This window comes from Cryptosporangium phraense (genome assembly GCF_006912135.1).
GTDB classification, from domain to species: Bacteria; Actinomycetota; Actinomycetes; order Mycobacteriales; family Cryptosporangiaceae; genus Cryptosporangium; species Cryptosporangium phraense.
On record NZ_VIRS01000033.1, the window covers coordinates 38700 to 63123 of the forward strand.

Annotated in this window: 21 protein-coding genes; 13 read left to right on the top strand and 8 right to left on the bottom strand. The window is 72.3% G+C overall.

The genetic code is table 11. The features are described from left to right. Window positions 1–38: 38 nt before the first annotated feature. Window positions 39–1550, bottom strand: a complete 1512-nt coding sequence (locus tag FL583_RS32690) for a CYTH and CHAD domain-containing protein (RefSeq protein WP_142708742.1) — start codon at window positions 1548–1550, stop codon at window positions 39–41. Window positions 1551–1738: 188 nt separating this feature from the next. Between FL583_RS32690 and FL583_RS32695 the strand changes: the two genes are divergently transcribed. Next, window positions 1739–2947: a lytic polysaccharide monooxygenase gene (locus FL583_RS32695; protein WP_170323986.1), complete on the top strand. Its 1209-nt coding sequence runs from the start codon at window positions 1739–1741 to the stop codon at window positions 2945–2947. Window positions 2948–3377: 430 nt separating this feature from the next. Here FL583_RS32695 and FL583_RS32700 read toward each other — a convergent pair whose 3' ends face one another. Further along, window positions 3378–4880, bottom strand: coding sequence for a GGDEF domain-containing protein (locus FL583_RS32700; protein ID WP_205752677.1), 1503 nt, complete (start codon window positions 4878–4880; stop codon window positions 3378–3380). A gap of 120 nt (window positions 4881–5000) precedes the next feature. Here FL583_RS32700 and FL583_RS32705 point away from each other — a divergent pair, with 120 nt between their 5' ends. Genes FL583_RS32705 through def form a run of 3 tightly spaced genes read left to right on the top strand, consistent with a single transcriptional unit; the run spans window position 5001 to window position 6652 of the window. Beyond that, on the top strand, window positions 5001–5579 hold the full coding sequence (locus tag FL583_RS32705; RefSeq protein WP_205752678.1) for a QsdR family transcriptional regulator: 579 nt from the start codon (window positions 5001–5003) through the stop codon (window positions 5577–5579). A 30-nt stretch (window positions 5580–5609) separates the two neighbouring features. Next, window positions 5610–6092 (top strand): ArsR/SmtB family transcription factor, encoded by a 483-nt coding sequence (locus tag FL583_RS32710; RefSeq protein WP_142708745.1) that lies wholly within the window; start codon window positions 5610–5612, stop codon window positions 6090–6092. Further along, window positions 6080–6652, top strand: coding sequence for a peptide deformylase (gene def / locus FL583_RS32715; protein WP_240746885.1), 573 nt, complete (start codon window positions 6080–6082; stop codon window positions 6650–6652). Before FL583_RS32710 ends, def begins: the two co-directional genes overlap by 13 nt. On the opposite strand, the gene FL583_RS32720 is transcribed toward def, so the two are convergent. Together FL583_RS32720 and FL583_RS32725 are read right to left on the bottom strand one after the other, a co-directional pair. After that, the gene (locus FL583_RS32720) at window positions 6649–7236 is read right to left on the bottom strand and encodes a TMEM165/GDT1 family protein (RefSeq protein WP_142708746.1); all 588 of its coding nucleotides are present in this window, start codon (window positions 7234–7236) and stop codon (window positions 6649–6651) included. The two genes, def and FL583_RS32720, sit on opposite strands and share 4 nt — an antisense overlap. 218 nt (window positions 7237–7454) lie before the next feature. After that, window positions 7455–9305 carry an acyltransferase family protein gene (locus FL583_RS32725; protein WP_170323987.1) on the bottom strand — a complete coding sequence of 617 codons (1851 nt, stop codon included), beginning with the start codon at window positions 9303–9305 and terminating at the stop codon, window positions 7455–7457. A gap of 490 nt (window positions 9306–9795) precedes the next feature. On the opposite strand from FL583_RS32725, the gene FL583_RS32730 reads away from it, so the two are divergent. Further along, window positions 9796–10884 (top strand): LCP family protein, encoded by a 1089-nt coding sequence (locus tag FL583_RS32730; protein ID WP_142708748.1) that lies wholly within the window; start codon window positions 9796–9798, stop codon window positions 10882–10884. On the opposite strand, the gene FL583_RS32735 is transcribed toward FL583_RS32730, so the two are convergent. From FL583_RS32735 to FL583_RS32745, 3 genes are read right to left on the bottom strand one after another with little or no spacing between them, the layout of a single operon-like run. Beyond that, window positions 10881–11252: an STAS domain-containing protein gene (locus tag FL583_RS32735; RefSeq protein ID WP_142708749.1), complete on the bottom strand. Its 372-nt coding sequence runs from the start codon at window positions 11250–11252 to the stop codon at window positions 10881–10883. The two genes, FL583_RS32730 and FL583_RS32735, sit on opposite strands and share 4 nt — an antisense overlap. Then, window positions 11249–13975 (bottom strand): SpoIIE family protein phosphatase, encoded by a 2727-nt coding sequence (locus FL583_RS32740; protein ID WP_142708750.1) that lies wholly within the window; start codon window positions 13973–13975, stop codon window positions 11249–11251. The genes FL583_RS32735 and FL583_RS32740 overlap by 4 nt, the downstream gene beginning before the upstream one ends. Window positions 13976–14011: 36 nt before the next feature. Beyond that, window positions 14012–14809 carry an alpha/beta fold hydrolase gene (locus tag FL583_RS32745; RefSeq protein WP_142708777.1) on the bottom strand — a complete coding sequence of 266 codons (798 nt, stop codon included), beginning with the start codon at window positions 14807–14809 and terminating at the stop codon, window positions 14012–14014. Between the two features lie 152 nt (window positions 14810–14961). Here FL583_RS32745 and FL583_RS32750 point away from each other — a divergent pair, with 152 nt between their 5' ends. From FL583_RS32750 to FL583_RS32760, 3 genes are read left to right on the top strand one after another with little or no spacing between them, the layout of a single operon-like run. Beyond that, window positions 14962–15879, top strand: a complete 918-nt coding sequence (locus tag FL583_RS32750) for an SPFH domain-containing protein (protein WP_142708751.1) — start codon at window positions 14962–14964, stop codon at window positions 15877–15879. Window positions 15880–15888: 9 nt separating this feature from the next. Beyond that, window positions 15889–16113: a type II toxin-antitoxin system antitoxin gene (locus FL583_RS32755; protein ID WP_142708752.1), complete on the top strand. Its 225-nt coding sequence runs from the start codon at window positions 15889–15891 to the stop codon at window positions 16111–16113. Window positions 16114–16116: 3 nt separating this feature from the next. Further along, window positions 16117–16743 carry a GOLPH3/VPS74 family protein gene (locus FL583_RS32760; protein WP_142708753.1) on the top strand — a complete coding sequence of 209 codons (627 nt, stop codon included), beginning with the start codon at window positions 16117–16119 and terminating at the stop codon, window positions 16741–16743. A gap of 3 nt (window positions 16744–16746) precedes the next feature. On the opposite strand, the gene FL583_RS32765 is transcribed toward FL583_RS32760, so the two are convergent. Next, the gene (locus FL583_RS32765) at window positions 16747–18189 is read right to left on the bottom strand and encodes a YibE/F family protein (protein WP_142708754.1); all 1443 of its coding nucleotides are present in this window, start codon (window positions 18187–18189) and stop codon (window positions 16747–16749) included. Between the two features lie 73 nt (window positions 18190–18262). On the opposite strand from FL583_RS32765, the gene FL583_RS32770 reads away from it, so the two are divergent. From FL583_RS32770 to FL583_RS32790, 5 genes are all read left to right on the top strand, one after another. Then, the gene (locus FL583_RS32770; RefSeq protein WP_142708755.1) at window positions 18263–18874 is read left to right on the top strand and encodes a histidine phosphatase family protein; all 612 of its coding nucleotides are present in this window, start codon (window positions 18263–18265) and stop codon (window positions 18872–18874) included. 80 nt (window positions 18875–18954) lie between these two features. After that, entirely contained in the window at window positions 18955–20805 is a 1851-nt protein-coding gene (locus FL583_RS32775) for a methylmalonyl-CoA mutase subunit beta (RefSeq protein ID WP_142708756.1), read from the top strand. Beyond that, window positions 20802–22967, top strand: coding sequence for a methylmalonyl-CoA mutase (gene scpA / locus FL583_RS32780; protein ID WP_142708757.1), 2166 nt, complete (start codon window positions 20802–20804; stop codon window positions 22965–22967). Before FL583_RS32775 ends, scpA begins: the two co-directional genes overlap by 4 nt. A 61-nt stretch (window positions 22968–23028) precedes the next feature. Next, entirely contained in the window at window positions 23029–24015 is a 987-nt protein-coding gene (gene meaB / locus FL583_RS32785; protein WP_142708758.1) for a methylmalonyl Co-A mutase-associated GTPase MeaB, read from the top strand. A 10-nt stretch (window positions 24016–24025) separates the two neighbouring features. Then, entirely contained in the window at window positions 24026–24400 is a 375-nt protein-coding gene (locus FL583_RS32790; protein ID WP_142708759.1) for a pyridoxamine 5'-phosphate oxidase family protein, read from the top strand. The last annotated feature ends 24 nt before the right edge of the window (window positions 24401–24424 follow it).

The window sequence follows — 24424 nt, forward strand, 5'->3', positions numbered from 1 at the left end:
CCGGACAGTAACACCGGAGCGTACCGCGACGAGTTCTATCAGTTCAGGCGACGCCGAGCTGCCTTGACCGCCTTTCGGACCGCGGGGATCCGGGCCTCGATGTTGTCCGCCCGCTCCTTCTCGGTCCCGTACAGCAGCCCGAACGTGAACCCGTTCTCGCCGGCCAGGTGCGCCTGCATGCCGATCTCACGCAGCACGCCCCGCGCGACCACGCTGTCCTGGTGGGCGCCGAGCTCCTCCTGGACGTCCTCCATGTCCTTCGCGAACCGCTTGGCCGTCTTGCCCAGCGCCGGCTGGGCCAGCTCACCGGCGTACCTGGCCCGCTTGGCGGCCTTCCGGGCCTCGTGCAATGCGACGTCCCGGTCCTCGCCCGGCCCCAGACCGGACGCGGCCGACACCTGCCGGGACACCCGGCGGTGGTTCTTGAGCAGCGTGCGTGGCAGCGCCTTGCCGGCCGGACGACGCGAGTCGCCGGTCAGCGGCGGGGCGTCCACCAGGGCGTCGAGCGCGTCGAGCAGGTCGAAGTAGCGGCGGCTGCCCAGCGCCTCGAGCACGTGCTCGCGCGCCTCGGCCTGCTGGTGCGCCAGGTGTGCGGTGATCCGGGCCTTGATCGGCCCGACCACGAGCTCGTCGGGGGTGGCGGCGACCTCGGACTCGAACCGCTCGCGCAGCACCTCGAGGTCGCGGGCCTCGCCGAGCACGCCGGCCAGCCACTTGAGTTCGTCGGTCAGCGGCCGGGTCGACTCCCGCTCGACGACCGTGCCGAACGTCTGCAGCGCCGAGCGCAGCCGACGGGTGGCGACGCGCATCTTGTGGATCGAGTCCGGCTCGTCGCGGCGCACCCGCGGGTCGTACGCGAGCAGGGTCTCGACCTGCTCGCTCAGGTGGTCGACGACGACGGTGCCGACCGACGACCGCTTCCGGCGAGGCGTCCGATCGGTCTCCAGCCGGTCACCGAGCACCCGGGCCAGCTTGGACACGTGCGCGGACCGCCGCACCCCGGCCCGGCGCAGCCGCCGCTCGACCCGATCCAGCAGCTCCCGCTCGCCCCCGGCCAGTTCGACCTCGATCTCCGACCACGACGAGACCGTCACCTCGCGGCCGAGCGCCTCACCGGCCACGTCGTCGGCGACCAGCTCGGCCAGCACCTCGCCGGCGTCGTCGCGCAGGCGACGCCGGGTCCTGGTGGTCCGGATCCGCGCGACCGGCTCCAGTTTCGACCCCCGCGCGTACGCGGTGACCAGCGACGCGAGCTCGGCCGGGACGGTGCGGCTGCTGCGTCCGAGCGGCCAGTGGATCTCGTCCCGCCCGTCCGGACCGGCCGGCAGCTTCAGGTGCCAGCCGGCGTCGTCTCCTCCGGTGCGGCGGCGCAGCGTGATCCGGTGCGAGGCGAGCCGCAGGTCGGCCGTGTCGAAGTAGACCGCCTCGAGCCGGAACACGTCCGCCGCCGGGTCGACCGCCACTCCGGGCAGGTCGTCCAGCGTCGGCACCGCCACTCCGGCCGGCAGTTCGTACTTCCGCTCGATCTCTCGGATTGCTGTTTGCGCCACTTATCGCTCCTTACATAACGCTTCAGGTAGGGCTATCCCGAGGACCCCGGGTAGCAAACCCGCCGGGAGCGATGAACTGGTGCGGCGTGGGACACGTACCCCAAGCACAGCAGTAACGCGTGAACGCCTGGGTGCACTAGCATCAGCGCGGTCAGCTGGTCGGGCTGATGGGGGTAGGACGGAGTCCAGTGGACGGGCAGACGAGGTCGGCGGGGTCGCTCCAGCCGCCCGCCCGTGGGTCACACCGCCGGGCGGCGAAGTCACCGTCCGAGCTGACCGGTGACCTGACCAAGCTCATCGTCCGGGCCGCCGGGGCGGTGGCGACCTCGGCACCCGCGCCGCCCGCTCCCTCGTCCGAGCTGCCCGCGCCCGGCCGTCACCACGCCGAGCCGGCCGCGCCTCCGCCCTCCGAGCCGGAATCCCCACGCCTGCGGTTCGACCGCCGCACGCAGGTGATCGCGGGCGTCTGCCTGGCGGCCGCCGCGCTCATCGTGGTTCCGCTCCTACTCTTGTGGACGCCCGGCGCCGACGCGTCCGGTACCACGACCTCGCCACCGAGCCGGGGGTACGCGTGCCGCCCGGGCAGCCAGGGCCGGGACACGTCGGCGGCCTGCCGGGCCGCGCTGGCCGTCCGGCCCGCGACCGGTGACGACAGCGGCAGCGGCCTGGGCGACGGCACCGACATCGGCATTCCGGACGTCGGCGACCGGCACCGCGAGGTCATCCCCGACACCCGGCTGTGCAGCGCCGGCCGGGAGCGCTACCGCGGCCTCGACCTCGCCCGCGACGACTGGCCGGCCACCGCGGTCACCAGCGGCGCGACGATCACGCTGCAGTACCGCCTGGACGATCGCCGGGCCGGCCTGCTGCGCTTCTACCTCACCAAGACCACGTACGACGCGAACAAGCCGCTGACCTGGGCCGACCTCGACACGACGCCGCTCGGCCAGGCCAGCGGCCAGCCCGGCCGAGACAATACCTACCGGGTGGAGGCCCAGTTGCCGTCCCGGTCCGGACGGCAGCTCATCTACACGATCTGGGAGGACGCCGACGACGACTCGGCGCTCTACGCCTGCTCGGACGTCGTGTTCGGTGGGGCCGCGAGCGCCCCGCCGGCCAAGACCCCGCGGGCCAGTGCGCCAAGCTCCGCTCCGAAACCCAGCACCGCACCGGCCAGCGCGGGGCAACCGAGCTCGTCGCCGTCCTCGGGCGTCGAGGACAACGGGAACCGGATCCCGGACTGGACGCCCGGCACCGAGTACGACGCCGGCGACGAGGTCGTCTACGCGGGCAAGACCTACCGCTGCCTGCAGCCGCACACGTCGGTGTACGGCTGGGAGCCCGACTCCGCGGTCGCGTTCTGGGAGCTGGCCACCGACGCCGCCCCCGCGAACTAGGCCCCGCCGGCCGACGAATCAGGTCAGCCAGCTCGGCGTCGCACCGAATTCGAGCCGGTTGGAGCAGCGTTCGGTAACGACCGGGTCGAACACCGGTGGCCGACCTCTGGGCGAGCCCTTTCCGGCGCGCCGGGCGACCCGATCGCAGCGCTCGGAAATCGTCGCGGCGATCTCGCGACGCCGCCGCGCGGCGCGGGTCGAGGATGCGAATAGGCGTGGTCGGCCACGACCGGCTCCGGTCCCTCCCGCGCTCGGCCCTGGCCGGGGCGCCGAACCCTCCGCCGGCAGCAGCCGGAGCCGCCGGGTATCGCCGGCCTGCCCGGCGGTCGGCCGGACGGCCTTCGGCCGTTCGGCCTTCGGCCGGCCGCGGCCGGCCGGATCGTGCTGCTCAGCCCGCCGCGAGACCGCCCGATCGCCGCAGGTGCCGTCCCTAGACCCCGGCCGACACCGCGTAGCCGCCGGCTCTCGTTGCCTTGACGCCGTACATCGCCGTGTCGGCGGCCCGGACCAGGTCGTCGAGGTTCGCGCCCGGGTCGGCGTACGCGACCCCGACGCTGGCGCCCACGCCGACCAGGTGCCCGTCGGCGACGACCGGCATCCGGACCGCGTCCACCAGGCGGGCAGCCACGTCGGTGGCGCGCTCGGAGTCCGTCAGCCCGGGCAGGATCACCGCGAATTCGTCGCCGCCCAGGCGTCCGACCGTGTCTCCCTGGCGGACGCAGGCGGAGAGCCGGCCGGCGACCGAACACAGCAGCTCGTCTCCGGCCTTGTGGCCGTAGACGTCGTTGACCTGCTTGAAGCCGTCGAGATCGACGAGCAGGAACGCGACCGGGCGGGCATCCCGGCCGGCGGTCAACGCGGCCTGCAGCCGGTCGTGGACGAGGGCCCGGTTGGGCAGGCCGGTCAGCGGATCGTGGAACGCGCGGTGGGTCAGCTCCTCGTTGAGGATCTGGCTCTCCAGCGCGGTCGCCAGTTGCGCGGCCCAGGTGACGAGGCTGGAGCGGATCTCCGGGCGCAGCGGCCGGTCCGATCCGATCGACAGCGTGCCGAGCCGATGCTTGGCCGACCGCAGCGGGACGAGGAAGAGGCCGCCCTGGCAGACCGGCACCTCCGCGACCCCGTTGAGCGCCCCGCAGTCGTCGCCCTCGAGGTAGATCGGTTCGCCGGCCCGGAATCGCGTGAGCATGCCGGCCGGCATCCGGTCGAGGTGGACGCGCAGCCCGACCAGGCCATCGATGTGCGCCCCGGCCGCGGCCTCGATCTTCGTCGTCGTGCTCTCACCGACGGCTAGCGTCGTCCGGATGCCGGAACCGGGCCCGACCAGGCCGAGCGCGATGTCGACCGCGGTCTGGTAGATCGCCGGCCGGTCGGTCGCGGCGACGACGGCGCTCGCGCCGACGACCAGCAGCCGCTCGCGGGCCACCATCCGCTCGTGCTGCGCGAGCGCGAATTTCAGCACCGACATCAGGACGGTGAGCACCGCGACCTGGATCGGGACGGCCGGATCGAGCATGCGGAAGTCCGGGTCCAGCTCCGCGCGGACCGCGACCGGCCCCACCAGCGCGAGCTCCAGGTAGACGAGGCGCCGGATCGTGTCGGCCCGGGTGCCGTACATCGTCCGGAAGAACATCATCGGGAACACCATCCCGGCGGCCGGGCTGGTGTCCGCGGCCGTGGCCGAGACGGCCGCCAGCACCGCCCACTCCAGCGGCTCCACCCAGCGGACGAATCGCTGGCGCCGGAAGCCGCGGATCCACCACGGGGCGAGCAGAACCAGGCCTCCGGCGACCGCGGCCCGCGCCCACCACGGCGGCCAGCCGTCGATCAGGACCGCGACCACGGGCCGGGGCAGGGACAGGATCGCGAACACGAGAAACAGCGCGCGGACGCGATGCAGCAGCGACCACGCACGGACGGTCTCGCGGACGTTCACGACCGTCCATCGACCCGGCAACCGCCGAGTTGAGTTGGCCGGGGCCGGTGGCCTGCGGCCGGAGTGACCTGGACCACTACGATGACCGGGCAGCGCAGAGCCGAGTGACCGGGAGTTCCAGTGGCCGAGCGATCAGCGCCGGTGCTCCACGCCAAGGGCCCGGCGGACGTCGTCGTGCTCGCCACGCGGGCCTACCTCGACGGCGAGCCCGTCGACATGTCCGCGCTCGCGCACCAGCTGGGCATCGGCCGGGCGACGCTCTACCGGTGGGTCGGCAACCGCGACGAGCTGCTCGCGGTGGTACTGGCCGAGGCGACCGAGCGGACGTTCCGGTTCGCCGAGAAGTCGGCCGGCGCGGCGGCCGGCCCGGAGTACGTGGTCGACGTGCTGGCGCGATTCATGCGCGCGGTACTGAGCGCGCCCGGGCTCAAGGCGCTGACCCACCGCGAACCGATGACGTTCATCCGGCTGGCGACGATGCCGGGCGCGATCGAGAGCCGGGCCGCGGCGCTCATGGAGGAGCTGCTCGAGCGCGAGCACACGGCCGGGCGGTTGCCGCTGCGGCTGCCGGTCCCCGCGCTGGCGATAGCGATCGTCCGGGTATGCGACTTCCACATGTACGCGCACCTGCTGGGGCGGGGTGAGCCGGAGATCGAGACCGCTCTCTCGACCGTGCGGGTGCTGCTCTCGCCGCCGTGACAACTTTGCAAAGCTGGTACTTTGCAAAGCGTGGACGACCACCCGGTGCGCACCGCGCTGCTCGAGCTGCTCGCCGACGGGCCGGTGACCGCGAACGAGGCCGCCCGGCGGCTGGGTGAGAGCTCGGGGTCGTGCTCGTTCCACCTGCGCCAGCTGGCCCGGGCCGGGCTGGTCGAGGAGGCGCCGGTGCCGCCGGGCAGCGGACGTCGCAAGCCGTGGCAGCTCCGCGTCCTGGATCCGCTGATGCGCGATCTCGAGGACGAGGGCTACCGCCGCTGGCGGGCCGGCCGCGATCAGGTCGACCCGCGCTGGCACACCGACGACGCGGCCAGCCACGTGCTCTGGCTGACCCCGGACGAGATGGCCGCGGTGGCGGCGGCGCTGCGCCGGGTCGCCGAGCCCTACGCATCCCGAGAACAGGCCGACGCCCGGCCGCCGGACGCCCGGCCCGTGGCCCTGGTGTCCCGCATCTTCCCGCTACTTCCCCCGGAGGACGACCAGTGGACAGCGTGACCGAAGCGCTCGTGATCCCCGCGGTGGGGCCGGACGGGCTGCTGCCGATCGTCCTGACCGGGCAGGCCGTGCTGCACCGGCCGGCCGCCCCGGTGACCGTGTTCGACGCCACGCTGGCCGAACTGGTCGAGAAGATGACGGCCTCGATGAAGGCGGCTCCGGGCGCCGGGCTGGCCGGCCCGCAGGTCGGCGTCGGCCTGCGGCTGTTCACGTACGACTGCGGGCCGGGCAAGCGCGGCCACGTCGTCAACCCGGTCCTCGAGCGGCTCTCGACCGAGCTCGAGGAGGAGAGCGAGGGCTGCCTGTCCATCCCGGGCCTGCGCTTCCCGACGCCACGGGCGTCGCAGGTCCGCGTCACCGGGGTCGACGTCGACGGCAACCCGGTGGACGTGGTCGGCGACGGGTACCTGGCCCGCTGCTTCCAGCACGAGACCGATCACCTGGACGGCGTCCTGTACGTGGAGCGGCTGGGCGGGAAGGTGCGCAAGCAGGCCCTGCGAGAGATCCGGGCCGCCGAGTGGGCCGGTGAGGCGTCGCTCGCGCCCCCGCTGACCGGTTAGTTCAGCTGCAGGATCGCGTCGATCAGGAGCCAGACGCCGAAGATGAAGAACAGGGCGGCCGCGCCGTACTTGATCGCCTTCTCCGGAAGATGCCGGCCGAGCTGACGTCCGACGACGATCGCCAGCGCGTCCGCGGCCACCATCCCGATCGTCGAGCCCAGCCAGGTGCCGAACCAGCCGTACTGGGTGGCCAGCGTGATCGTCGCCAGCATCGTCTTGTCGCCCAGCTCGGCCAGGAAGAACGCGACCGAGGCGGCGACGATCGCGGACCGCGTCGTCTGTTCGGCCTTGTTCTTCTCCTCGTCGGTGAGCTTGTCGCCGCGGAGCGTCCAGGCCCCGAACACGAGGAACGCGATCGCCGCGACCAGCGCGATCCAGCCGGTCGGCAGCGTCGCGCCGAGACCGTAGCCGACCGCGACCGAGACCGCGTGCACGACCGCGGTCGCGATCGTGATGCCGATCAGCACCGGGAGGGCCTTGAACCGGGTCGCGAACGTCAAGGCCATGAGCTGCGACTTGTCGCCGAGCTCGGCAACGAAGATCACGCCGAAGCTGACGGCCAGGGCCGCGAGGAATCCAGTCACGTAACACCTTCCGGTCACTGCCGGATCAGGTGCGCGCACGACCTCGACCCGGCGATCAATCGCCTGAGTCGAAGGTCTCGCTCGCCTGTGAAGGCCGCGCGGCCGGACGTGCGAACACGTCAGTATGTCGACCGCGACATTGGGAGCTACTCCCCTTCGCGACACGAACCGTAGCAGAGGGTTTCACCGAGTGACCAACCCTGCGACCGCGACGCCGATCACATCCCCACCCCAGGGTCGAGACCGGCCCGGCGCAGGATGCGGGGCACGATCCAGGCCGCGCCCTCGGCCGAGAAGTGCAGGCCGTCCGGGCGCGGTACCCGGCCGTCGACCTCGTCGGTACAGCGGCCGTGCGGGCAGACCAGGTCGTCGATCCGGATCACGGTTATCCGGCCGCCGAAACTCGCCGCGACCGACCGTCGGAGTGCGTTGTACTGCACGAACCGCGGGTCGGACGCCTGCGCGCGGCAGGTCGCGAGCGAGCGTCCGAGACGTCGGCAGAGCGAGTCGGCCAGCGGGACCGGCTCGATCACCACGACCCGGGCTCCGCCCGAGGTCAGCCGCTGGAACGCGTCGGTGAGCCGGGCGCGGACGTAGGCGACGTGGGCCGGGGTGCCGGCGCGGACGACCGTTCCGTCGGGACGGCGGACCGCGAACGCCTCCCAGCGGGAGTGGACGAGGACCAGCGTCGGGTGGAAGCGGGTCAGCAACTGACCCTGCACCGACGGGACGACCGACGGGCAGCGGCGGCCGGCCGCGTACGCCGAGCCGTCCGACTCGACCATCAGCAGCGCGGCGACCGAACAGGAGCTGACCGAACCGTCGGCGTACCCCCACCCGTTCGCGGTGGCCACCCGGCGCAGCGCGGGCGCGAGGCTCCGCGCGACCGAGTCACCGGCCGTGGCCAGCCGGACGGGCTCGTCCGCGGCCGCCTCCCCGGGCGCCTCGACGTGGTCGTCCACCAGCGGCGGGGCCGCCCGGATCGTCGAGATCAGGACGACGGCGAGCACGACGGCGAACGCGGCCGGGGCCAGCAGCAGGTGCCTCCGCCTCGGCGGAGGCCGGTGCCGGGCCCGCGACCCGGCCCGGAACCGGGTCTCGACCAGCACGTACGACGACACGGCCAGCACCACGGTGAGCCCGACCTTGGCGACCACGGCCACCACCGGCACCGACGCGAACGCCCCCGACGTGAACACCGCGGCCCCGTCGATCCAGCAGTACACCGGCCAGTGCCAGAGGTACAGCGCGTAGGAGACCCGCCCGATCTGCGGCAGGGGCCCCACGGCCAGCAGTTTCCCGGCCCCGGACGCCACCGCTCCGACCAGCACCGCCGCCGCCACCGCGACCCCGAACCCGGCCCCCCAGTAGTAGCCGGCCCAGGAGTCCGACACGAGCGCCGACGCCACCAGCAGCCCGGCCCCGGCCGGCAGCGCGGCCCGGACCAACCACCGACGCACCACCGTGCCGTACCGCCCGAGCAGCAGCAGCGCCACCACGGCCCCGGCGAGCAGGGCATGGGCTCGCGTGTCGGTGCCGTAGTAGGCCCGCGACGGGTCGTCGGCGCTGTACCGGGCGGCCATCCACACCGCGGAGACGACCGCCAGGACGCCGGCGACGACCAGCAGCCGACGCCTGATCACGACCACCAGCACCGGCCAGACGAGGTAGAACTGCTCCTCGACCGCGAGCGACCACGCGTGACGCAGCGGCGACGGCGGCGCGAACGCGTCGACGTACGACTGCCCGGACGCGACGAACCGCCAGTTCGCGGCCTGGAGCACGGTCCAGAGGCCGTCCGCGCGCAACGAGCTCAGGCGGTAAGCGGGCATCGTGAACGCCGCGACCGCGCACACGACCGCGACCATCAGCAGCGCCGCGGGCAGCAACCGGCGGGCCCGCCGGACGTAGAACCTGGTCAGCCCCGGACGCTGCACCAGCAGCGTCGTGATCAGGAACCCGGACAGCGCGAAGAACACGTCGACGCCGAGGAATCCGCCCGGAAGCAGGCGCGCGTCGAGGTGGTAGACGAGCACCGCGATGACGGCCAGCGCGCGCACACCGTCCAAACCCGGAACGTACGAAAGCTCGGTAGTGAGCCATTTCACACGACTAACATCACCAAGGCGCGACAATTGCGCTATTTGTCGCGAATGATTATGTAGTTGAGTGATATTTCGCCGGGTTTGCATCAGAACGGATGCTAGCGAGATGCGCTATTTGGTGCGGTCCCGTGGGGCTCGTCCGTTTAGTCAGCGAGCGGCGCTCACGCGCCCGTCCGGTAGGGCCCGCTTTGCCCATTCTTCTCCCGTCGAATTACGTCGACGATTTGGCGCGGCCATTTCTGCGGCATTTCCCGACCGGGGAAACAGCCATTACCGGAACTGGACCCCGCCATTGTTCGTTGCCGCTTCGAGCCCACGTAACCCCTGGCAGACCCGGGTGCGAACAGCGATTATCGCCAGGGTCAGCGGGTATCCGAATCGAGAGCTTGACTCCATCGCAATGATGCCGATGTAGCCGGGAAGAGACACGACCGGCAGGACGAGGGCGGGGCGCGTGGCAGCAGGGCGGAAGACCGGCACGCCGTGGACCACGGTGGGGCTGATCGTGGGCGTTGCCCTCCTGCTGGTCTCGGTCGGCACGATCGGTGCCGCCTGGGCGATCAGCGCCCGCTACGACAAGAACATCAAGCGCGCCGACCTGCTCGGCGACATCCCGACGACGGTCCGCACCGACGAGAGCGGCAACACGGTCGTTCCCGACCGGAGCATCACCGGCCCGCTGAACTTCCTGGTGCTCGGCTCCGACTCCCGGCTCGCGGTCACCGGGATCGAGGCCGACACGATCGGGCAGCGCTCCGACACGATCATGCTGGTCCACGTCACTACGGATCTGAAGAGCGCATACGTCGTCTCGATCCCGCGCGACAGCTACGTGCACATCCCGGCCGGCGGCGGCTGGCAGGGCGGCAACAACAAGATCAACGCGGCGTTCTCGTTCGGCGGGCCGGCGCTGGCCGCCAAGACCGTCTACGAGCTCACCGGCCTGCCGCTCGACGGCGCGGTGGTCGTCGATTTCAACAGCGTCCGGACGATGGTGAACGCGGTCGGGGGCATCCGGGTCTGCACGACGTACACGGTCCGCTCGATCCACACCGGGCGGGTCTGGCCCAAGGGTTGCAACCACATGGGCGGCGACTCGGCCCAGGACTTCATGCGCCAGCGCTACAACGTCCCCGGCAGCGACTTCGGGCGCATCCACAACCAGCAGCTGGTGCTGAAGTCGCTGCTGGCCCGGGCGGTCAGCGGCGGCACGCTCTCCAACCCGCTGCGCTTCGACGCGTTCCTCCGGGCCGCGACCGGCGCGATCACCGTCGACGACGACATGAACGTGGAGGGGCTCGCGCTCGCGCTGCGCAACCTCCGTCCCGACGACATCACGTTCGCGACGCTGCCTTATACGTCCGACTCGTACTGGACGCCGTTCGGCGACGCGGTGAAGCTCGACGACAAGGCCATGGCGTCGATGTTCGCCGCGATCAACGAGGATGCGTTGCCCGAGTGGCAGGCGACGCAGAACACCAAGACGACGAGCCTCGCCGGCGACGACGCTCCCGCCCCGAGCGCCAGCACCGCGACCAACTAGTTGAGGCTGGCTACCGCTCGCGCCACCGTCGACTCCAGCAGATCGGACCGGAACGCGCAGAGCGTCAACGTGAACCGGGCAACCCCGTGCTCCGGCGCAACCAGCTTCATCACGCACCCCCGGCTCTCCGCCGCCCCGACCAGCGTGTCGAGCAACCGCACTCCGGCGCTGTCCAGGAACGTCACCCCGGTCAGGTCCAGCACCACGGCCAGCGCGTCCGCGGTCTCCTGACTCACGACGTCGCCCAGCTCCGGCGCGGTGCCCAGGTCGATCTCGCCCGAGAACGACACCAGCCTGGCCGCACCGTTCTCCAGATCGCCGACCGAGACGGCCGCCGGTCTCTCGATCGCTACCTCGTCCCCCGTCATGGCCCCACCCATCTCACCCGCCGGGACATCGTCACGGTCGTGCCCCGACTCCGGTCGGCGCTGACCCGATCGACCGTGACTTCGTCCATCAGTCGTTTCATCAGCATCAGCCCGCGCCCGCGGTCGGGCGGGGTCTCCCGTGGCTGCCAGAGTCCGCTGTCGCGGATCGTCACGTCGACGCGCTCGTCGACGATCGAGGCCGAGATCGACACCGTGCGCGGCCCGGCGCCGCTCCCCCCGGTGCGGTAGCCGTGTTCGATCGCGTTCCCGATCGCCTCCGAGCAGGCCAGGACGATCGCGAACCCGTCGTGCTTGTCGACCTCGTGGTCGGCCAGCCAGGCCCGGAGCCGGTTGCGGACGCCGGTGAGCTCGCCGAGATCGGCCGGGATCTCCTCCTCGAACGGCGTCGACTCCGCGAGCGACAGCGCCAGCAGGCAGACGTCGTCGCGGGCGCCCTCGTCGAGCAGCATCGTCTCGGACAGGCTCTCGACGATCGCCGCCGCGGACGACGTCCGGTGCTTCTCCATCTCCTCGCGCAGCAGCTCGAGCCCGCGCCAGATCAGCCGGCCCCGGCGCTCGACCAGCCCGTCGGTGTAGAGCAGCAGCCGCGCGCCCGGCAGCAGCGTGACCTCGGCCTCCGACCGGCCCGGCTGTCCGGCGTAGGCGTCCAGCGGGGTCGACCGGCCGTCCCAGAGGTACTGCGCCTCCTCGTCGCCCTGGACCAGCAACGGCGGGAAGTGGCCGGCGCAGGCGTAGCGCACGAACCCGGTGCGCGGGTTGAGCTCCAGGTAGATCAGCGTCGCCATCCGTCCGGCGTCGAACTGACCGACGAACCGGTCGAGCTGGTCGAGCAGCGCGGCCGGGCCGAGGCCCGCCCCGGCCAGCGCGCGGATCGCGCTGCGGATCTGACCCATCGCGCTGGCCGCGTTCAACCCTCGGCCGACGACGTCCCCGACGACGATGCCGATGCGGTCGTCGCCCAGCTCGAACGCGTCGTACCAGTCGCCACCGACCTCGAGGTTCTCCATCGCCGGCCGGTAGTGGGTGGCGATCCGCAGGCCCTGGCGGCGGGGCAGGCCGCCGGAGAGCAGGCTGCGCTGCAGCGTGTACGCGACCTCACGCTCCTGCTCGTAGCGGCGGGCGTTGTCCAGCGCGAGCGCCGCGGTGGCCGCCACCTCGGCGCAGTACGCGACCTCGTCGACGCTGAACGCACGGCCGTAGCGGCCGAGCACCAGCGCGCCGAGCGTGCGGCCGGAGGCGCGCAACGGTAGCGCGAGCCACCAGTTCGCCGGCCGCGGCCCGGACGGCGTGATCGGCAGCCGCTCGGCCACCAGCTTGGGCCGGTTCCCGGCGACGACCTGGGCGATCAGGTTGCCGGCCCGGCCGGGCTCGATGCCGATCAGGTTGCCGATGCCGGTGGCCGGCAGCCGGGCCGAGCGGGCGTGGGCGAGCCGGCGGGTGCCCTCGTGCTCGACGAACTCGACGCTCGCGACCTCGGCCAGCTCCCGGGTGACCATCTCGACCAGCTTCTCGGCCCGGTCGACCAGCCCGACCCGCTCCTCCAGCGCCCGGCCCGAGGAGGCCAGGAAGTCCGAGCGCTCGGCCGCCTTCTCGGCCTCGGCGTGCAGCACCGCCCGCTCCAGCGCCTGCCCGCCCTGCCGGCCCAGCGCGTGCAGCAGCTCGCGGTCTTCCTCGTCGAGCAGACGCGGCTCGGTGCAGCCAGCGGCCAGCACGCCGACACGCTGGTCGCCGACGTCGAGCGGGATGACGACGAGCGTCCCGACGTTCGTGCGCTCCATCGCGGCGGCGATCAGCGGGTGGTGCGGCTGGATGGACTCCGGCGAGTCGATCAGCACCGGGCCGTTGCGTCTCGTCCGGAACGTCGCCGGGTCGGGCATCGGGATGTGCGCGAACTCGGAGAAGTCGCTGATGTTCACCGCGGCGATCTGGATCAGCCCGTTGGCCGGGAGCGTCGCCGTGTCGTTGCCGAGCGCCTCGTCGGCCTCGGTCGCGGTCGCCAGCTCGTTGCGGTCGAGCAGCCAGAGCCCGGCCCGGTCGCCCTGGACGACCAGCAGGGCGGCGTCCACCAGGGCTTGTCCGACCGCGGGCAGGTCGCCGGCCGCGGCGAGCTCGGCCGCGACCGCCTGCAGGGCGCGGACCCGCGCCTCCGAACGCTCGGCGCGCTGACGCTGCGCCAGCAGCTCCAGCTCGTAACGGCGACGGTCGATCGCGCCGAACACCGTCGTCCGGATGACGGCCGGGTTGCCTGCGTCGTCGCGGTCGAGGACCGCGTTGACCAGGACCGGCTGTCTCTGCCCGTGGACGTCCTTGATGTCGACGGCGATCTCGCGGACGTGCCCCTGCATGAGCAGCAGCGGCGAGTAGTGCGTCTCGTAGAAGATCTGGTCGCCCGGCACGAGCAGGTCCTGGAAGCGCAACCGGCCGACCACCTCGTCGGCGTCGTACCCGGTGGAGGCCAGGAAGTGCCGGTTGACCTGGACGATCAGGCCACCGGGGTCGGTGACGACGAAGCCGCAGGGGGCCTGGTCGAGCGGCTCGGCCAGCTCGGAGTCGTCCGGCGCGGGATCAGCGGCGGCCGGGTCGTCGGCCGACGACGAGACGAAGCCGGCCACCCGCCGACGCGGACGGGCCATCGGCCGACGCCGGCCGGATCCGGTAGCGGCCGACGTGATCTCGGCAGCCGGGTTCGGCCGCTCCGACATGTCCACTCCCTACTCCCCCCAGAGCATTACGACCGGTCAGCAGAAACCTTGCATGGCGGAGATCGTCTCGGCCGGCGCGCTCAGGTGCGGGCAGTGACCGGTCGCGGAGAGCAGGACGTACTCGCTCTCCGGCAGGTGCTCGTGCACGTACTCGCCGACGACCTCCGGCGCGATCACGTCCGCGGTGCACTGCAGCACCAGCGACCGGACCGGCATCTTGGCCAGGTCGCCCCGGTTGTCGCCGAGGAACGTGACCCGGGCGAACTGCTGGGCGATCGCCGGATCGGTGCGGCAGAAGCTGTTCGTCAGCTCCTCACCGAGCTCCGGACGATCGCCGTTGCCCATGATCACGGGGGCCATCGAGCTCGACCATCCCAGGTAGTTGCTTTCCATCGAGTCGAGTAAACCGGTCAGGTCCTCTTCGCGAAATCCGCCGACGTATCCGGTCGAGTCGTCATCGAGGTAGCGCGGCGACGGACCGATCATCACCAGGCTCTTGAACCGGTCGGGCTGCTCGATCGAGGCCAGCCCGCCGATCATCGAGCTCACCGAATGCCCGACGAACACGACGTCGTTCAGGTCGAGCTCCTCGAGCACGTCCAGGACGTCCCGGGCGTAGCCGGAGAGCGACGAGTACCGGTCGGCGTCGTAGGCCGCCAGTTCCGATTTTCCGTGCCCGACGTAGTCGAACGCGACGATCCGGTAGCGGTCGGAGAAGGCGGGCATCAGGTACCGCCACATCGACTGGTCACAGCCGAACCCGTGCGCGAACACCATGGCCGGTCCGCCTTCGCGTCCGGTCAGCGAAACGTTGTTCCTGGTCAGGATGCTCATCACGACTCGCATTCGAGGGGGGCGAAAGGGCGTGGCTACACAGCGTCATCCGGGGGTGACCTTACCGCTTCACCGAAGTCCGACGCGAGAATCCCCGTTGAAAAAAGTGATATCACTTTGCTAGTCTGGAGCTATCCGCACAGGAGGAGAGCATGATGTCCACCACCGAACAGCTCGTCGAGATGCCGGCCCCGCAGGTCCGCGAGCAGCGCACCGACGGGTTGCCGGGCTGGCCGATGGCCGGTCTGTTGTTCCTGGGTTTGCTGGTCAGCGTCGCGCTGGTGATCGTGGGCGGGGTGACCGCGCCGGGCGTGGTGCCGGTGACGCTGGCGATCCTCGGCGCCCTGCTCGGCCTGGCCGTGCTGATCTGCCTGGCCGGGCTCACCGCGGTGGCCCCGGGCGAGGCCCGGGTCGTCCAGCTGCTCGGCCACTACACCGGGACGATCCGCACCGACGGCCTGCGCTGGGTCAACCCGCTCACCAAGCGGGAGAAGGTCTCGACCCGGGTCCGCAACCACGAGACCGAGCTGGCCAAGGTGAACGACGCCGACGGCAACCCGATCCAGATCGCCGCCGTGGTCGTCTGGCAGGTCTCCGACACGGCCAAGGCCGTGTTCGAGGTCGACGACTTCGTCGAGTTCGTCGCGATCCAGAGCGAGACCGCGGTCCGGCACATCGCGAACAGCTACCCCTACGACGCGGCCGAGGACCAGCTCTCGCTGCGCGACAACGCGGACGAGATCACCGGCCGGCTCTCGGCCGAGATCGCCGCCCGGGTCACCGCGGCCGGCGTCGAAGTGATCGAATCGCGTATCACCCGGCTCTCGTACGCCCCGGAGATCGCCCAGGTCATGTTGCAGCGTCAGCAGGCGAACGCGGTGGTCGCGGCCCGGCGCCGGATCGTCGAGGGCGCGGTCGGCATGGTCGAGATCGCCCTGGCCCGGCTGGCCGAGCAGGACGTCGTCGACCTGGACGAGGAACGGAAGGCCACGATGGTCAGCAACCTGCTCGTCGTCCTGTGCGGCGACCGGGGCACGCAGCCGATCGTCAACGCCGGAACCCTGTACTGAGGTAACCCGATGGCCAGCGAGCGCAAGAAGCTCTTGTTGCGGCTCGACCCGGCCGTGCACGACGCGCTGGCGCGGTGGGCGTCCGACGAACTGCGCAGCACGAACGCGCAGATCGAGTTCGTCCTGCGCCGCGCGCTGGGCGAGGCCGGCCGGCTGCCCCGCGAGGCGGGCCGCATGCGCGGCCCCGGCCGGCCCCGCAAGAGCGACGAGACCGGCTCCGAACAGGAGGAATGAACGATGGAGCTCTCCCTTCCGGCGAGGCTGTTCCTGCTCGCCTACGACCCGAAGAAGCGTCGGCTGACCAACCGCACCCACCTCGGCGTCCTGCTGCGGTCGGCCGCACTGACCGAGTTGGTGTTCGACGGGCAACTGACCGACGCCGACGGCCGGGTGGTGGCCGGCGGGGCCACCAGCGACCCGGTGCTCTCGCCGGTGCTGGCCGACGTCGCCGCGGGCACCCGGCCGCGCAAGTGGCAGAGCTGGGTCGACCGGCGCACGTCGGCGACGATCGCCGCGGTGCGGGAGCAGCTGGCGGCCTCGCACGTCATCCGGGCCGAGCGACGCAAGGTGCTGGGCCTGTTCCCGGTCTGGAGCATCGAGCTGCGCGACACCAGGCTGCGCAGCAAGCTGGCCGAGAACGCCCGCCGGACGTTACGGGGCGGCGAGCCGGTCGAACGCGTCGACCGGCGGGACGCGGCGGTGGTGGCGCTGGCCGCGGCCGGGCTGCTGGGCAACGTCGTCTCGCGCGGCGATCGGCGGCAGTACAAGCGGCGGATCGACGCGCTCTCGGAGCAGGTCGGGCCGACCGTGCGGGCACTGCGCAAGGCCGTCCAGTCACAGCAGGCGGCGGCCGCGTCGGGCTGACGGCTACTCGTCCTCGAGCGGGGGCTCGGCGACCAGGGCGGCGAGCGCGGTCGTGATCGGGACGGAGGCCACCAGGCCGATCGTGCCGACCAGCGAGCGGACGATCTCGCTGGCGATCGACTGGCCGGTCACCAGCGAGCCGAGGCTCTGGCCGCTCACCGAGATCAGCAGGAGCAGCGGCAGCGAGGCCCCGGCGTACGCCAGCACGATCGTGTTCACCGCCGACCCGACGTGCGCCCGCCCGACCCGGATCGCCGCCCGGTACAGGTCGAAGCGGCTGCGGGGCGTCCGGGCCAGCTCGGCCACCACCTCGGCCTGCGTCACGGTCACGTCGTCGAGGACGCCCAGCGAGCCGATGATGATGCCGGCCAGCAACAGGCCACGCATGTCGACGCCGCCCTCGACGGTCGAGAGGTAGACGCTCGACTCGTCGCCCAGGCCGGTCAGCTCGGTCAGCGCGGTGAACCCGGCCCCGAGCAGGCCGGTCAGCACCAGGCTGGCCAGCGTCCCCAGGATCGCGACCGACGTCCGGACCGAGACGCCGTGCGTCAGGTACAGCACGGCGAACATGATCGCGGCCGAGCCGACGACCGCGACCAGCAACGGCGGCGAGCCACCGAGGATGCCGGGGATGACGAAGAGCAGCAGGACCGCGAAGCTGACGATCAGCCCGCCGATCGCGGCCAGGCCGCGGATCCGTCCGAACGCGATGACGACGGCCGCCGAGAGCGCCACCAGCAGCCAGAGCGAACCGGCCCGCTGCTTGTCGACGATCGTGTAGCGGGACGCGTTGTCGCCGGTGCCGGCGATCACCAGCAGCACGACCTTGTCGTCGACGTGGACGCTCGGCGAGCCCGGTCCCTGCGGGAGTTCCATCGAGACCGTGTCGCCCTGGCCGGTGCCGTCGGTGACCTTGACCGTGGCGGTGCCGCACGGGCCGGTGATCGAGCCGGCGTCGGCCTCGGAGGTCTGCGGGCACGACTGTTCGACGACCTGGGTGACCGTGCCCTCGGCGCGCTGCTGCTGGGCGCTCTGCTGGTTCGCGCTGCTGTAGTGGATCTGGCCCGGCCAGAGCAGGATCAGGCCGACGATCGTGGCCAGGACGGCCGGGACGAGGATCGCGATCACGGCTTTGCGGGTGCGCTCGGAGACCGGGTTGGTGGCCGAGTGGACGTGGCTGTGCACGTACTCGCCCTCGGCCAGCCCGGCCCCGACGTGCTGGTGCTGTTCGTGGTGGCGTGCGTCCTGGCGGGGCTGGGCCGGCTGCGGGGGGATCGGTACGGCGGCTCGGCCGGAGGAGTGGTCCGGGTGGTCGGGTGGGTGGCCCGGGTTGCGGAAGTTGAGCTGGTCGTACGTACCTTCCGCGTACTGCGGCGGGGGCGCACCGTAGGCGTACGGATCGTCGGCGGGCGGCCAGCCCGGCGGAGGACCGTTCCGGTCGGCCATCTGATGCTCCTCCGACACGGCTACAGTTCCGCCGAATCAAAGCAGACGTGCCTACCGAACGCGAGGAGCGGGTGTGACCGCTGAGAGCCGCCCGGACGGCGTCCGGCTGACGTTACTGACGCACCCGGCGACCGACGCGCTCGCCACCACCGCGTTTCCCCAGGACGAACCGCTCCTCCCGGCCGGAGTGCGGGCGGCCCGGGACGCGGCGGGGCGGCTGGCCGGGTTCCGCTCGGCGGCCTGGCGGTGCGGCCCGGCCCTGCGCTGCCGGCAGACCGTCGCCGCGTTGGGCGGCACCGGCGTCACGATCGACGACGGCCTCGACGAGTGCGACTTCGGGCACTGGCGCGGGCGGACGCTCGACGAACTGGCCGCCGCCGATCCGTCCGGTTTGGAGGCCTGGCTCACCGACCCGGACGCCGCCCCGCACGGCGGCGAGTCCGTGCGCGACCTGCTGTACCGGGCGACGAAGTGGCTCGACGAGGTCGGTACCGGCCCGGTCCGGACGGTCGCGGTGACCCACGCGTCGATCGTGAAGGCCGTGTTGGTGGTGGCGCTGAACGCCCCGCCGTCGGCGTTCTGGCGCCTCGACGTCGCTCCGCTGACCCGGACCGACCTGTCCGGCCGGCCCGGGGCCTGGACGGTCCGGCGCACGGCCGAGCGGCTCCGGTCAGACGCCGAGTAGCGCCCGGACAGAACCGATCCAGCGGTTACCCGGGCCACACTTCCGCGGGGGTCGAGCGCATCCGGCCCTACCATCCGGACATGACGGTGCCGTCCGAGAAACTGTCCCTGGCCGCCGGCTTCGAGCCGGCCGATCGGGCCCGCTGGCGGGAGCTCGCACTCGCTGTGCTGCAGAAATCCCGTCGCGCCACCGACGAGACCCCGGCCGAGGCGGTCGACGACCTGCTCAGCACGGTGACCTACGACGGGATCCGGATCTCGCCGCTCTACACCGCGGGCGGGAGCCCGGAACCCGGCGCGCCGGGCTTCCCGCCGTTCGTCCGCGGCAACCGTCTGCGTGACACGACCGCCGAGGGTGGCGAGCGCCCCGGCGGGTGGGACGTCCGTCAGCGGCACGCCGACCCCGACGTCACGGCGACGAAGGCGGCGATCGCCGCCGACCTGGAGAACGGGGTCACGTCCCTCTGGCTGGTCCTCGGCGACGCCGGCCTCCCGGTCGCCGCGCTGCCCGAGGTGCTCACCGACGTCTACCTGGACCTGGCCCCGATCTCGATCGACGCCGGCCCCCGGACGCGGGAGGCCGCCGAGGCGTTCTTCGGCCTGGCCGCCTCCGCGCCCGACGGCGGCGCCGTCGGCAGCAACCTGGGTGCCGATCCGATCGGCCTGAGCGCCCGCACCGGAGTCCCGGCCGACCTGACCGTGCTCACCGACCTCGCCCGGCGCACCTCCGGCACCGGAATCCGGGCCGGGCTCGTCGACGCGACGGTCTACCACGAGACCGGCGGCTCGGACGCCCAGGAGCTCGGCCTCTCGATCGCCACCGGCGTCGCCTACCTCCGCGCGCTCACCGACGCCGGCCTCCCGGTTGGGGCCGCGCTGGACGAGCTCGAGTTCCGCTACGCGGCCACCGCCGACCAGTTCCTCACGATCGCCAAGTTCCGGGCCGCTCGCCGCCTCTGGGCCCGGGTGGCCGAGGTCAGCGGGGCCCCGGACTCGCCGCAGCACCAGCACGCGGTCACCAGCAGCGCGATGATGACCGGCCGCGACCCCTGGGTGAACCTGCTCCGCACCACGCTGGCCTGCTTCGGCGCGGGCATCGGCGGCGCCGACGCGGTCACCGTCGCCCCGTTCGACGCGGTCCTCGGCCTCCCCGACGCGTTCTCCCGCCGGATCGCCCGCAACACCCAGTCACTGCTGCTCGAGGAGTCCTCGCTCGGCCGCGTCCTCGACCCGGCCGGCGGCTCCTGGTACGTCGAGAGCCTCACCGACGAGCTGGCCCACGCGGCCTGGGAGGTCTTCACCGGCGTCGAGCGGGCCGGCGGCATCGCCGCGGCCCTGGCCTCCGGCCAGGTCGAACGCGACCTCGCGACGGTCTGGGAGCAGCGGAAGGCCAACCTGGCGCACCGCCGGGACCCGCTCACCGGCGTCAGCGAGTTCCCGAACCTCACCGAGAAACTGCCGATCCGGACGCCGTCCCCGGCGCCGCGCAGCGGCGGGCTCCCCCGCGTCCGCTACGCCCAGGACTTCGAGGCCCTGCGGGACGCCGCCGACGCCGCCCCGCAACGCCCGGCCGTCTTCCTGGCCACGCTCGGTCCGTTGGCCGCGTACACCGCCCGGGCGACGTTCGCTGCGAACCTGTTCCAGGCCGGCGGCATCGAGACGATCCCGGCCGGCCCTGACCTGGGCCCGGCTGAACTGGCCGGAGCGTTCCGGGCCAGCGGCGCCACGGTCGCGGTGCTCTGCTCGACCGACAAGATCTACGCCACCGACGGCGAGACCGCGGCCGCCGCGCTCCAGGACGCCGGAGCCACCCGGATCTGGCTCGCGGGCAGGAACGGCACGCTGCCGAACGTCGAGAATTACGTTTTCAGCGGGTGCGACGCGGTCGGGGTGCTGACGACGACGCTCGACGACCTGGGAGTGGCGCGATGACGATCCCGGACTTCTCGAACCTCGAGCTCGGCGCGCCGCGAGGCGCGACCGCAGAGCAGTGGGCCGCCGCGGCCGGGAACCCTCCGACCTGGGACACGCCGGAAGGCATCCCGGTCGAGCCGCTCTACACCGCGGCCGACACGGCCGGCCTGGACTTCCTCGACACCTACCCGGGCATCGCGCCGTACCTCCGCGGCCCCTACCCGACGATGTACGTCACCCAGCCCTGGACGATCCGGCAGTACGCGGGCTTCTCGACGGCGGCCGAGTCCAACGCGTTCTACCGCCGCAACCTGGCCGCCGGGCAGAAGGGCCTCTCGGTCGCGTTCGACCTGGCCACGCACCGCGGCTACGACTCCGACCACCCGCGGGTCGCCGGTGACGTGGGCATGGCCGGGGTGGCGATCGACTCGATCTACGACATGCGCCAGCTGTTCGACGGGATCCCGCTCGACCAGATGTCGGTGTCGATGACGATGAACGGCGCGGTACTGCCGGTGCTCGCGCTGTACATCGTCGCGGCCGAGGAGCAGGGCGTCGCTCCCGAACAGCTGGCCGGGACCATCCAGAACGACATCCTCAAAGAGTTCATGGTCCGCAACACGTACATCTATCCGCCGCAGCCGTCGATGCGGATCATCTCCGACATCTTCGCGTTCACCTCGCAGCGGATGCCCCGCTTCAACTCGATCTCGATCTCCGGCTACCACATCCAGGAGGCCGGAGCGACGGCCGACCTGGAGCTGGCCTACACGCTGGCCGACGGCGTCGAGTACCTCCGCGCGGGCGCCGCCGCGGGCCTGGAGATCGACAAGTTCGCGCCCCGGCTGAGCTTCTTCTGGGCGATCGGCATGAACTTCTTCATGGAGGTCGCGAAGTTGCGGGCCGCACGCCTGCTCTGGGCGCGCCTGACGAAGGAGGCCGGCGCGACGAACCCCAAGTCGCAGTCGCTCCGGACTCACTCCCAGACCTCCGGCTGGTCGCTCACCGCCCAGGACGTGTTCAACAACGTGGTGCGCACCTGCGTCGAGGCGATGGCGTCGACCCAGGGCCACACGCAGTCGCTGCACACGAACGCGCTCGACGAGGCGCTGGCGCTGCCGACCGACTTCTCGGCCCGGATCGCCCGGAACACCCAGCTGCTGCTCCAGCACGAGTCCGGCACGACCCGGGTGATCGATCCCTGGGGCGGCTCGTCCTACGTCGAGCGGCTGACCCACGACCTGGCTCAGCGGGCCTGGGGGCACATCCAGGAGGTCGAGGCGGCCGGGGGCATGGCCCAGGCGATCAACGACGGGATCCCGAAGCTGCGGATCGAGGAGGCCGCGGCCCGCACGCAGGCCCGGATCGACTCCGGCCGCCAGCCGGTCATCGGCGTCAACCGGTACCGGCCGGACGCCGACGAGCCGATCGAGGTGCTGCGGGTCGACAACGCGTCGGTGCGCCGCGAGCAGCTCCTGAAGCTGGAGAAGCTCCGGGCCGAGCGCGACCCGCGCGCGGTCGAGGACGCGCTGACCGCGCTCACCAAAGCGGCCGACGCCGGCGACGGGAACCTGCTGGCCCTGGCCGTCGACGCGGCTCGGGCCAAGGCCACGGTCGGCGAGATCTCGGACGCGCTGGAGAAGGTCTACGGGCGTCACGCCGGCCAGATCCGTACGATTTCCGGCGTGTACCGGGATGAGGCGGGTGGGGCCGGGAACGTCGCCGCGGCTCGCTCCGCGACCGCCGACTTCGAGGCCGCCGAGGGACGCCAGCCGCGGATCCTCGTCGCCAAGATGGGCCAGGACGGGCACGACCGGGGTCAGAAGGTGATCTCGTCGGCGTTCGCCGACCTCGGCTTCGACGTCGACGTCGGCCCGCTGTTCCAGACCCCGGCCGAGGTGGCCCGCCAGGCCGTGGAGGCCGACGTGCACATCGTCGGGGTGAGCACGCTGGCCGCCGGCCACCTGACCCTGGTGCCCGCGCTGCGCGCGGAACTGGCCGCGCTCGGCCGCGACGACATCATGATCGTCGTCGGCGGCGTCATCCCCCCGGCCGACGTGTCGCCGCTCGCCGACCTCGGCGCGTCCGCGGTCTTCCTCCCCGGCACGGTGATCGCCGACGCGGCCCTCGGCCTCCTGGCCGAGCTACGCACCCGTCTCGGTCACCCTGACCCGTCGTGACTTTTTGCTACGCCGCCCGGCGAACCACCGCCCGGCCGGTCGAATCTCGGCGGAACGCGGAATGAGCCGACCTCCGGCCCCGGATGTCGATGCCTACGCGGCCGGCGTGCTCGCCGGAGACCGGGCGTGGATCGCGCGGGCGATCACGCTGGTGGAGTCCCGCCGGGCCGACCACCGCGTCGCCGCCCAGGACCTGCTGGTCCGGCTCACCGGCGCGGCGCCGGCCCGGGTGCGGCGGGTCGGCATCACCGGCGTCCCCGGCGTCGGCAAGTCGACGTTCATCGACGCGCTGGGCGTGTCGCTGACGTCGGCCGGTCATCGGGTGGCCGTGCTGGCCGTCGACCCGTCGTCGACCCGGACCGGGGGCTCGATCCTCGGCGACAAGACCCGGATGGCCCGGCTGGCCGTGGACCCGTCCGCCTTCATCCGGCCCTCGCCGAGCGCGGGCACGCTCGGTGGTGTCGCCAAGGCCACGCGCGAGGCGATGGTGGTCGTCGAGGCGGCCGGGTACGACGTCGTGCTGGTGGAGACCGTCGGCGTCGGGCAGTCCGAGACCACGGTGGCCGAGATGGTCGACTCGTTCCTGCTGCTGACGCTGGCCCGCACCGGTGATCAGCTGCAGGGCATCAAGAAGGGCGTCCTCGAGCTGGCCGACGTCATCGCGGTGAACAAGGCCGACGGGCCGCACGTGCGCGACGCTCAGCGGGCCGCGCGCGAGCTCGCCGGAGCGCTGCGGCTGATCCACAGCGAGCACACCGTCCCGGTCCTGACCTGCAGTGCCGCCGACGGCACCGGGCTGACCGAGATCTGGGACCAGATCGTCCAGCACCAGGACCGGCGGGCCGCCTCGGGTGCCCTGGAGGCGCGCAGGCGCGAGCAGCAGGTGCGGTGGGTCTGGACGATGGTGCAGGACCGCCTGCTGTCCTCGCTGCGGGACGACCCGCGGGTGGCCGAGCTGGCGCCGAAGGTCGAGCAGCAGGTGGCGGACGGGACGCTGACGCCCGCCCTGGCCGCCGACGAGATCCTGGACGCGTTCCGGACGCCGTAGGGTCGGGTGCGTGCAACTCGATGCCGCTGCCCTGGAGTTCGTGACCGCCCGCCACCTGGCCACGCTGACGACGCTGCGCCCGGACGGGACGCCGCACGTCACGCCGGTGGGGTTCACGTGGGATTCCGATGCGGGCCTCGCGCGGGTGATCTGTTCCGGTCCGTCGCGGAAGGCGCGCAACGCGGCCGAGACCAAGCGGGTCGCGCTGTGCCAGGTCGAGGGCGGCCGGTGGATCACGCTCGAGGGTGTGGCGTCGGTGGTGTCCGACCCGGAGCGGGTCCGCGAGGCCGAGGAGCGGTACGCGGCGCGCTACCGCCAGCCCCGCGAGAACCCGCTGCGCGTCGTTCTGGAGATCACCGTGGACCGGGTGCTCGGCCGGTTCTGACGACTAATCGGGGTTATTTCGGCC